An 8,452-nucleotide genomic window follows, 5' to 3' on the forward strand; every position below is an offset into this window, starting at 1 on the left:
GTATTTAGCCGGCTCTATGTACCGATAGTCTGAATTTGCGACAGCTTGACGCTGCCCATACCGCCTGCAAGGTTGAGCAGCATTTCGCCGCCGGTCTTGCTCAGGGTCACGCTGGTGACCGTGGCTGGTAGCGAGGTGGTCAGGGCCACCGCGTCACCTTTGTCGTTCTTGGTGGAGGCATTGAAGGTGTAGGTGCCGGCTGGGGCGACCTCACCCTTGTCGTTCTTGCCGTCCCAGATAAAGCTCTGGCTGCCGGCACTCTGCGCGCCCATATCCACGGTGCGTACGACGTTGCCGTCCTTGTCGGTGATCTTGACGGACACGTTGCCCACCGCCGATGGCACCGCCACTGAACCGTTCATGCTCTTGCTGGTATCCACCATGGCTTTGTCGGTCTGGATAATGATCGACCGCCCCACCAGCGACGAAGCCTGCAGCGCTTGAGAAGAGCTGAAGTTGCTGGAGATGTTGTTCACCGAGTCGTTCAGGGTGTTGATGCCTTCCAGGCTGCTGAACTGGGCAAGCTGGGCCACGAACGCGCCGTTGTCCTGGGGCGACAGCGGGTTCTGGTTTTTCAGCTGGGTCACCAGCAACTGCAGGAATGCGTCCTTGCCCAGCGCCTGGTTACCCGTGGCCGCTTTGGAAACATTCGAGACATTGTTCGACGCGTCCTTGACCTTGGAGTTGAACAGGTCCTGGACAGCCGTGTTGTTTGACGTATCAACGATGGCCATTATTTGGCGCCCCTTATCACTGACCCAGGGTCAGGACCTTCTGCATCATGGTTTTGGCGGTGTTCATCATTTCCGCGTTGGTCTGGAACGAACGGCTGGCGGAAATCATGTCAGCCATTTCCTCGACCACGTTGACGTTGGGGTAGTAGACGTAACCCTTTTCGTTCGCGGCAGGATGGTTGGGCTCGTAACGGGCCTCCAGGTTGCTCTGGTCTTCGACGACGCCCAACACCTGCACGCCGGAGCCAGCTGCGTCCTGATTCTGGAACAGCGACTCGCTGCCGCCTGCCTGGCCACCCTGGAACATGGTGGCGAATACCGGATGGCGGGCGCGATAGGTCTGGTCAATGCTCGAGGAGACGGTCTCGGCGTTGGCGATGTTACTGGCGACGGTGTTCAAACGCGTGGTCTGCGCGCTCATGCCACTGCCGGCAATATTGAAAACACTGGACAGGGACATGGCTTACTCTCCGCGCAGGGCTGACATCAGCCCTTTGAATTTGCTGTTGAGCAGGGTGAAGCTGGCTTGGAAGTTCACCGAGTTTTCGGCGTAGTTCGATTGCTCCAGCTGGGCGTCAACGGTGTTCTGGTCGATCGACGGCTGCATCGGCGTGCGATACAGCAGCGACTCGTCACCATTGCCCAGGCCTTGCGCTTCGATATGACGGCTATTGGTCATGTTCAAGGCGAAGGTGCCGTTCTTGGTCTTGTCCTGTTGTGCGGCGAGCACGGCGGAGAAGTCCAGGTCCCGAGCCTTGTAGTTCGGGGTGTCGGCGTTGGCGATGTTGTTGGCCAGGACTTCGGCACGCTGGGCGCGGAAGCCCAGGGCTTGTTCGTGGATACCGAGCGCTTTATCGAAGCTGATGCTCATGGCGGAAACCTTTAGGCTGACCTGCTGTTCGTTAGCAGGGTTATAGCAAGGTGTATGCCAAACTTGCGAAAGCCCCGTATATAAAGGGTTTCGAGGGAAGTTGCCGGCGACTATGCCAGAAAAGCGGCAAGCGATTTCCGCGTAGTGCCAGTAAAGCGGCAATGGGCAGTTGCCGCTTTACGCCAGCTTGCCGAGAAAACAAATGTGGGAGCTGGCTTGCCTGCGATGGCGGAGTGCCTGCCGACCTATTCGTCGACTGACAAAACGCTATCGCGGGCAAGCCCGGCTCCCACAGTTTTATTGCATACACCCAGGCTACTTGGCCTGGTAGATGATCCCCGGGCTGCATTGCACCATCTGGAAGTGATCCGGCAGCCCATTGAGCGCCTCGGAAGCACCGAGGAACAGATAACCTCCGCGCTTGAGCGTGCCATGGATACGCAGCAGGATGTCTTTCTTCACTTCAGCGGAGAAATAGATCAGCACATTGCGGCAGAACACCATGTCGAACTTGCCCAGGCTGGCGTAGCTGTCGAGCAGATTGAACGAGCGGAATTCGACGCGATTCTTGATCGGCGCCTTGATCGCCCAACGCCCCGCCCCTTTGGGATCGAAGTAACGTTGAAGGCGCTCCTGGGACAAGCCTCGGCCCAACGCCAGGCTGTCGTACTCACCGGTCTTGCAGTTGGTGAGCATAGTGCCGGACAAGTCCGTGGCCACAATTTGCGCGCCGGCTTTCAACTGGCCCATGTTGGTCCGCTCGAACTCGTCGATGGACATCGAGATCGAGTACGGCTCCTGCCCCGAGGAACAGGCCGCCGACCAGATACGCAGGCGCTGGCCCGGGCTGGCCTTGATGGCTTCCGGCAAGACTTTGTTCTTGAGCACTTCAAAGGGATAGGTATCGCGAAACCACAAGGTTTCGTTGGTGGTCATGGCGTCGACCACCATTTCCTTGAGCCCACTGCGCGGCTGCCCCTGGATCCGCTGGACCAACTCACCCAGGGACTTGATGCCCTGCTGTTCCATCAGCTTGTTGAGACGGCTGGATACCAGGTACTGCTTGTTTTCACCGAGCAATATGCCACAGGCTTTTTCCAGGAAGACCCGGAACTGTTCGAAATCCAAATTACCCGTAGACAATGATGCCGCCTCTTAAATCGTGTGACCGCCGGGGGAAATCCCCTAGCCGTGATCTGCTGCCTTGATCCGGTCAACTACCCGGGATGCGAGGTCATCAGGACGGAACTTGGCCAGAAAGTCATCCGCACCGACCTTCTTGACCATTGCCTGATTGAATACCCCCGACAACGAAGTATGCAGGATGATATGCAACTTTTGCATGCGTGGATCGTTACGTATTTCGGCCGTGAGCGTGTAGCCATCCATTTCCGGCATCTCGATGTCAGAGATCATCATCAAGAATTCTTCTTCAGGCCTCTTGCCTTCGTCTGCCAGCTTGCGCAGGTAATCCAAGGCCTGGCGGCCATCATTGAGGGCTACCACCTCAACCCCGACCGTTTGCAGGCAACGCGTGACCTGCTTGCGCGCTACAGAAGAGTCGTCCACGGTCAACACACGCAGCGAAACCGCCTTGTGTGCCGTTTCGGCATCCACCACCCCGACGGAGATGGTTTCCGAGGTGGGGGCCACTTCGGCGAGGATCTTCTCCACGTCGATGATTTCCACCAACTGGTTATCGACCCGCGTCACCGCCGTCAGGTAGTGATCGCGCCCCGTGCCCTTGGGCGGCGGATGGATCTCTTCCCAGTTCATATTGACGATGCGCTCCACCGAGCGCACCAGGAAACCCTGGGTCTTGGTGTTGTATTCGGTGATGATCACGAAGGGGTTCTGGCGGTCTTGCAAACCCGCGGCCCCCGTGGCCATGGCCAGGTCAAGAATCGGAATGGTCGCGCCACGGATGTTGGCCACGCCGCACACCACTGGACTGGACTTGGGCATGATCGTCAACTTGGGACATTGCAGCACTTCACGCACTTTAAACACGTTGATGCCATACAACTGTTTGCCATCCAGGCGGAAAAGCAACAACTCCAGGCGATTCTGCCCTACCAGCTGTGTGCGCTGGTTTACTGAATCCATTACACCTGCCATGCCCAGACTCCTAAATCCTAGGGGTACGACGCGTACCCAACACTAAACGGCACGAGCTTTGCTATTTACTGAGTATGGATATTAAAACGACAGTTTCCCGACACCCTGGCCGCTCACGCTACCGTAGACTGCTCTGCGCCGCGATGGCACTGCTTGTCTCGGGCCTGGGCGTCACGGCCCGTGCCGACAACGTCACCCTGCCTGATCTACTTATCGGCGTCACCCAAGGCTTTCTTGAGTTCACTGTAGAAGATTATCTGGCGACTACCCAGACGCCGGGGCGTTATGAAATTCAGGTCAACCAGTTGGACCCTCGCTTGCGCATGCCAATGTGCGACAAGGAATTGACAGCCACTCTGGAAAGCCCCGCCCAGCCCATCGGTCGTGTGACCGTAAAGGTACGCTGTGAGGGCGCCTCGCCCTGGACGGTTTTCGTACCAGCTCAGGTCAAGCTGTATCGCGATGTGGTGGTAGTGGCGCGACCGTTGAAGCGCACGGGCATCATCGGCTACGACGACGTGGCGTTGCGCGAGCGGGATATAAGCTTGATCAACCAGGGCTACCTGACGTCGCTGGACCAGGCCGTCGGGCAGAAACTCACGCGGCCAGTGGTCACCGACCAAGTCCTCACGCTGGTTCATCTGGAACAGGCCGAGGTGATTCGCAAGGGTGACCAGGTGGTAATTTCCGCCAGCAGCGGCGGCCTGAACGTCAGGATGCCGGGCGAGGCGCTGTCAAATGGCGGCATGAGCGAACAGATCCGCGTCAAGAACCTCAACTCCAATCGCGTGATCAAGGCGCGGGTCACGGCACCAGGCCAGGTCGAGGTGGCGCTATAGATGACTGGAATCAAATGCCAGCTTTTCCTACACTGTGTGCTGGATATTGAGCCGAACAGGTTTATTGTCAATCGAGCCTAAAGTTTGCCCGGGTATGGCCGAAAACATGGCAAGCGTCCAAATACCCAGAGGTTTTTCATCATGGTCATTGATTTCAGTCGTTTGAATAACGCCCCGGCCTTGTCCGGCAATACGCGCACCGGCGGTACCAAGGACAGCGTAGAGGCCAAGCCGCAGCCCTTGCCTGCCAAAGCAGAACAGGCCGCCGCCAGCCAGAGTGGGGAATCGGTACACCTGAGCAATGAGGCTCAACAGTTGCAAAAGGTCACTGACTCGCTGCGCGATCAACCCGTCGTCAATAAAGCCCGCGTGGCCGAGTTGAAACAGGCTATCGCCGATGGCAGCTATAAAGTCGACAGCAACCGTGTAGCCAGCAAGCTGCTCAACTTCGAAGCCGAGCGCTAGGCAAAAGCCTGCGCAGGGCTTTTGGACGCTTAAAACCCAAGGCCAGCCATGCACCACGACGAACATTTGCTCCAACTGATCATTGATGATCTTGCGCCGACGCAACAATTGCTCGAGCTGCTCAAGGAAGAATCCCTGGCCTTGTACGGCCGGGATATGCCCTTGCTGGAAGAAATCCTGGCGCGCAAACAGTCGCTGATTGTCTTGCTCGAACAGCACGGCAAGAAACGCAGCGAGATTCTGATCAGCCTGGGCCTGCCCGCCGATCATGATGGCCTGGCACAACTGGCCAGCCACTCCTCAGTCGGCGATCAACTGCTGGCACAAAGCAAAGAACTCAATCATTTGCTCGCCCAGTGCCAGGAAGCCAACCTGCTCAACGGTCAGTCGATCCAGCTTCAGCAAGCCACCACCGCCAATCAGTTGCGCATACTGCACGGCGGAGAACCTCCGGCCCTGTATAACGCCCAAGGCTCCACCTCACGCCTGATCAAACCAAGCACCCGCAGCCAAGCCTGACGCCGGTTTACAGCGCGACCTATCCAAGGCGCGCTACATACTGGCAAAATGCCGGTTCTTGCGTGTAGTCGTATTTTGCCTGGAGATGGAAGAACCGTGTTCAACGCCCTTAATGCGGAAGATGCACCGCAGCCACCCAAGGTGCTCACCACGCCTCTGGAAATCGCCAGCACGTTGCGGATGCTGCAAGAAAGCCATGACCCGCTGATCATCACTTTCCACGAACGTAGCCAGCGCTTCCAGAGCTACCTAGTGGACATCGACCGGGACAGCAAGACGCTGGTACTGGACGAAATGATTCCCCGCGACGGTGAACGCTATCTTGAGAATGGCGAAGCCTTCCGTATCGAAGGCTTCCATGAGGGCGTGCGGGTTGCCTGGGAAAGCAACGGCACCTTGACCATCAGCGAGAAAGGCGGCCACCGCATCTACAGCGGCAGCCTGCCCGGCGAAGTGGTTTACCACCAAAGACGCAATGCCTTCCGCGCCGCACTGAAACTCGCGCAATTGGTGGATATTCAGTTAGGTGGCGAGAAGCTCAAGGCCCCTGTCAGCGGTAAGCTGTTGGATATCTCGGCAACCGGCTGCAAATTGCGCTTTGAAGGCGACATCTCTGAGCGTCTGCAGTTAGGCCAAGTCTATGATCGCTTTATCGCTGCCCTGCCCTTCGGCAGCATGACCACCTCCGTGGAACTGCGCTATCTACACTTCGAAGACAAGATCAACACCACCTTTGCCGGCGTGCGCTTTCACAACATGAGTGGCTTGGTGCAGCGACAAGTGGAACGCTTTGTCTACCAATTACAGCGTGAAGCTCGGCGCTTCGATAAAGACGACGATCTTTAAGCGTTAGACGCTGAGATAAAAAAACGGGCAGATCCTGATGGGATCTGCCCGTTTTTTCGTTCAGGGGCGTGCCCTGCTTAAGTCATGGGGATGTTCGTCCGGGTCTGGTGGCTCGTGCGGCTCTTCGCTCGTCGGCTCATCGGTTTCAGGGGCAGGCTCTGGATCGGGCACAGTGACTTGCATCTGATCCTGTACCACCTGCTCATCCACCCGCGGGTCAAGGGCAGCCACCAAAGGCGAACTGGACATGCTGTCGGGCATCGCCACGTGATGCAGCGGCGCGTCATCGACCTGATGCAGGTTGGTCACCGCCTTGGGGCGAATGCGCCACACCAGGATCAATGCACACAGGCTGAAAAACGCATAGAGCATCTGGCTGCCGAATAGCTTCATTACCACACCGGCCAACAGCGGCCCCACGCTGGCGCCGATCCCGTAGGTCACCAGCAACATGGCCGTCAGCGATACCCGACGATCGCCTTCCACATGGTCGTTGGAAAAGGCCACTGCCAAAGGGTAAAGGCAGAACTGCACCAGCGAACAGAAGAAGCCCGCCACGAACAACACTTCCAGCGGAACCTGCGTCATGATTGCCAACGGCAAGGCCGTCACCGCCAGGCACAAGGCGAAGCAGCGAATCAGCAGCGCGCGGTCATATCGGTCCGACAACCAGCCCAGTGGCCACTGCACGACCAATCCAGCAAAAATGCAGCACCCCATGAACAGGCCGACTTGCTCGGTCGTCAGGCCTTGCTGAGAGGCGTACAGCGGTGCCAAGCCGTAGAACGAACCGACGATCAACCCAGCGCCCAACACGGTGCTGAGCGACTGCGGCACGCGCTTGATAAAGAAGCGCGGCTCCATCGGGGCCGGGTGCAGTGGGGCCGGGTGAATGCGTCGAGTCATTGCCACCGGGACCAGGCACAGCGCAAAGCACAACGCCACGAGCATCAACAGCTCAAGCCCAAGATGGGGATGCATGACCAGGATCAGTTGGCCCAGCACCAACCCAAGATAGGACGCAATCATGTAGCCGCTGAACACTACACCGCGCTGCTTGGCATCCGCCTGCTCGTTGAGCCAACTCTCGATGACCATGTACTGGCACATCATCCCCAGGCCCACGATCATCCGCAGCACGATCCAGGCTGGCAGCCAATCAATCAAACCGTGCCCCAGCACCGCTGCACCGACGATGCCCGCGCAGGTGGCGTAGGCGCGAATATGCCCGACCCGGGCGATGAGGCGGTGTCCGAGCTTGCCGCCCAGCACCAAGCCAAAATAGTTGGCGGCCATCAGCGCACCGACCCACAGGCTGTCGACATTGTCTGCTGCCAGACGCAAAGCCAGATAAGTACTAAGTAGGCCGGAGCCGATCAGCATCATCAAAGAGGCGAAATAAAGGGCTCGAAAAGATTTCCAGATCTGGCGCATCGGCGTTCCGAGCGGCTCCTTGCGGTGAGGGGTAGGGCTATCAGCATGATAGTCCGGGGCGGTTGGATCCGGACAGGCAGCAGGGCCTGTTCCCGGCGATTATTTTGTTTCACAGCTCAGACGCTACGTGGGTGTCTGCGAGGTACATAACCGTGGAGATAAATACATGGCGCACCACCTGTGAACCTTGATAACACGCAAGGTTCGACTGGTATTCGGGTATCTGTACAAAAGGTTTCAATGGAACGCTATGCAGGCTTTGGAAGTTGGCGTGCTTTTAGAGCGCCCAAAACAAAACCCCAACTGCTTTCGCAATTGGGGTTTCGGAATTTAATCTTGACGATGACCTACTCTCACATGGGGAAACCCCACACTACCATCGGCGATGCATCGTTTCACTGCTGAGTTCGGGATGGGATCAGGTGGTTCCAATGCTCTATGGTCGTCAAGAAATTCTGTGTACTGAGTCGTGGCCAGCTGGCCTCGCTTCAGCAAATTGGGTATGTGATAGATCGTGGTGTTTTGTGAGCGTCGAACTTTCGGTTCATTGCGTCTTCACACACCGCAATCTGGCCTTTCGACTCAAATTGCTTGGGTGTTATATGGTCAAGCCTCACGGGCAATTA

General features: G+C 57.5%; 10 protein-coding genes and 1 rRNA gene. 4 read left to right on the forward strand and 7 right to left on the reverse strand.

Translation table 11 applies throughout. The features are described 5' to 3' along the window. Nucleotides 1-14: 14 nt before the first annotated feature. The 5 genes from flgD to BT204_RS26310 all read right to left on the reverse strand — a co-directional run bounded on the left by flgD (nt 15) and on the right by BT204_RS26310 (nt 3,723). Nucleotides 15-734, reverse strand: coding sequence for a flagellar hook assembly protein FlgD (flgD, locus tag BT204_RS26290; RefSeq protein ID WP_034128455.1), 720 nt, complete (start codon nt 732-734; stop codon nt 15-17). 16 nt (nt 735-750) lie between these two features. After that, nucleotides 751-1,194 carry a flagellar basal body rod protein FlgC gene (gene flgC, locus BT204_RS26295; protein WP_032895649.1) on the reverse strand — a complete coding sequence of 148 codons (444 nt, stop codon included), beginning with the start codon at nt 1,192-1,194 and terminating at the stop codon, nt 751-753. A 3-nt stretch (nt 1,195-1,197) separates the two neighbouring features. After that, the gene (flgB, locus tag BT204_RS26300) at nt 1,198-1,605 is read right to left on the reverse strand and encodes a flagellar basal body rod protein FlgB (protein ID WP_034120825.1); all 408 of its coding nucleotides are present in this window, start codon (nt 1,603-1,605) and stop codon (nt 1,198-1,200) included. Nucleotides 1,606-1,920: 315 nt separating this feature from the next. Beyond that, a complete protein-coding gene (gene cheR / locus BT204_RS26305) occupies nt 1,921-2,748 on the reverse strand; it encodes a protein-glutamate O-methyltransferase CheR (RefSeq protein ID WP_014719581.1) in 828 nt (275 codons plus the stop codon). Between the two features lie 42 nt (nt 2,749-2,790). Further along, nucleotides 2,791-3,723, reverse strand: coding sequence for a chemotaxis protein CheV (locus BT204_RS26310; RefSeq protein WP_034128456.1), 933 nt, complete (start codon nt 3,721-3,723; stop codon nt 2,791-2,793). A gap of 74 nt (nt 3,724-3,797) precedes the next feature. Between BT204_RS26310 and flgA the strand changes: the two genes are divergently transcribed. The 4 genes from flgA to BT204_RS26330 all read left to right on the forward strand — a co-directional run bounded on the left by flgA (nt 3,798) and on the right by BT204_RS26330 (nt 6,392). Beyond that, nucleotides 3,798-4,562 carry a flagellar basal body P-ring formation chaperone FlgA gene (gene flgA, locus BT204_RS26315; RefSeq protein WP_054922160.1) on the forward strand — a complete coding sequence of 255 codons (765 nt, stop codon included), beginning with the start codon at nt 3,798-3,800 and terminating at the stop codon, nt 4,560-4,562. A gap of 141 nt (nt 4,563-4,703) precedes the next feature. Continuing rightward, the gene (flgM, locus tag BT204_RS26320) at nt 4,704-5,027 is read left to right on the forward strand and encodes a flagellar biosynthesis anti-sigma factor FlgM (protein ID WP_072448793.1); all 324 of its coding nucleotides are present in this window, start codon (nt 4,704-4,706) and stop codon (nt 5,025-5,027) included. A 48-nt stretch (nt 5,028-5,075) separates the two neighbouring features. Then, a complete protein-coding gene (locus tag BT204_RS26325) occupies nt 5,076-5,546 on the forward strand; it encodes a flagella synthesis protein FlgN (RefSeq protein ID WP_034128459.1) in 471 nt (156 codons plus the stop codon). 96 nt (nt 5,547-5,642) lie between these two features. Beyond that, nucleotides 5,643-6,392 (forward strand): flagellar brake protein, encoded by a 750-nt coding sequence (locus tag BT204_RS26330; protein WP_072448795.1) that lies wholly within the window; start codon nt 5,643-5,645, stop codon nt 6,390-6,392. A gap of 60 nt (nt 6,393-6,452) precedes the next feature. On the opposite strand, the gene BT204_RS26335 is transcribed toward BT204_RS26330, so the two are convergent. Both BT204_RS26335 and rrf read right to left on the reverse strand, forming a co-directional pair. Then, nucleotides 6,453-7,826: an MFS transporter gene (locus BT204_RS26335; protein ID WP_072448797.1), complete on the reverse strand. Its 1,374-nt coding sequence runs from the start codon at nt 7,824-7,826 to the stop codon at nt 6,453-6,455. Between the two features lie 334 nt (nt 7,827-8,160). Then, nucleotides 8,161-8,276, reverse strand: a 5S ribosomal RNA gene (rrf, locus tag BT204_RS26340). Nucleotides 8,277-8,452 lie beyond the last annotated feature (176 nt).

The sequence above is a fragment of the Pseudomonas sp. NFPP02 genome, from assembly GCF_900119355.1.
Classification (GTDB): domain Bacteria; phylum Pseudomonadota; class Gammaproteobacteria; order Pseudomonadales; family Pseudomonadaceae; genus Aquipseudomonas; species Aquipseudomonas paracarnis.

Coding starts and splice junctions, on each gene's coding strand:
- flgC (WP_032895649.1), bottom strand. CDS start 1,194: ATGTCCCTGTCCAGTGTTTTCAATATTGCCGGCAGTGGCATGAGCGCG.
- flgD (WP_034128455.1), bottom strand. CDS start 734: ATGGCCATCGTTGATACGTCAAACAACACGGCTGTCCAGGACCTGTTC.
- BT204_RS26325 (WP_034128459.1), top strand. CDS start 5,076: ATGCACCACGACGAACATTTGCTCCAACTGATCATTGATGATCTTGCG.
- flgA (WP_054922160.1), top strand. CDS start 3,798: ATGGATATTAAAACGACAGTTTCCCGACACCCTGGCCGCTCACGCTAC.
- flgM (WP_072448793.1), top strand. CDS start 4,704: ATGGTCATTGATTTCAGTCGTTTGAATAACGCCCCGGCCTTGTCCGGC.
- flgB (WP_034120825.1), bottom strand. CDS start 1,605: ATGAGCATCAGCTTCGATAAAGCGCTCGGTATCCACGAACAAGCCCTG.
- BT204_RS26310 (WP_034128456.1), bottom strand. CDS start 3,723: ATGGCAGGTGTAATGGATTCAGTAAACCAGCGCACACAGCTGGTAGGG.
- BT204_RS26335 (WP_072448797.1), bottom strand. CDS start 7,826: ATGCGCCAGATCTGGAAATCTTTTCGAGCCCTTTATTTCGCCTCTTTG.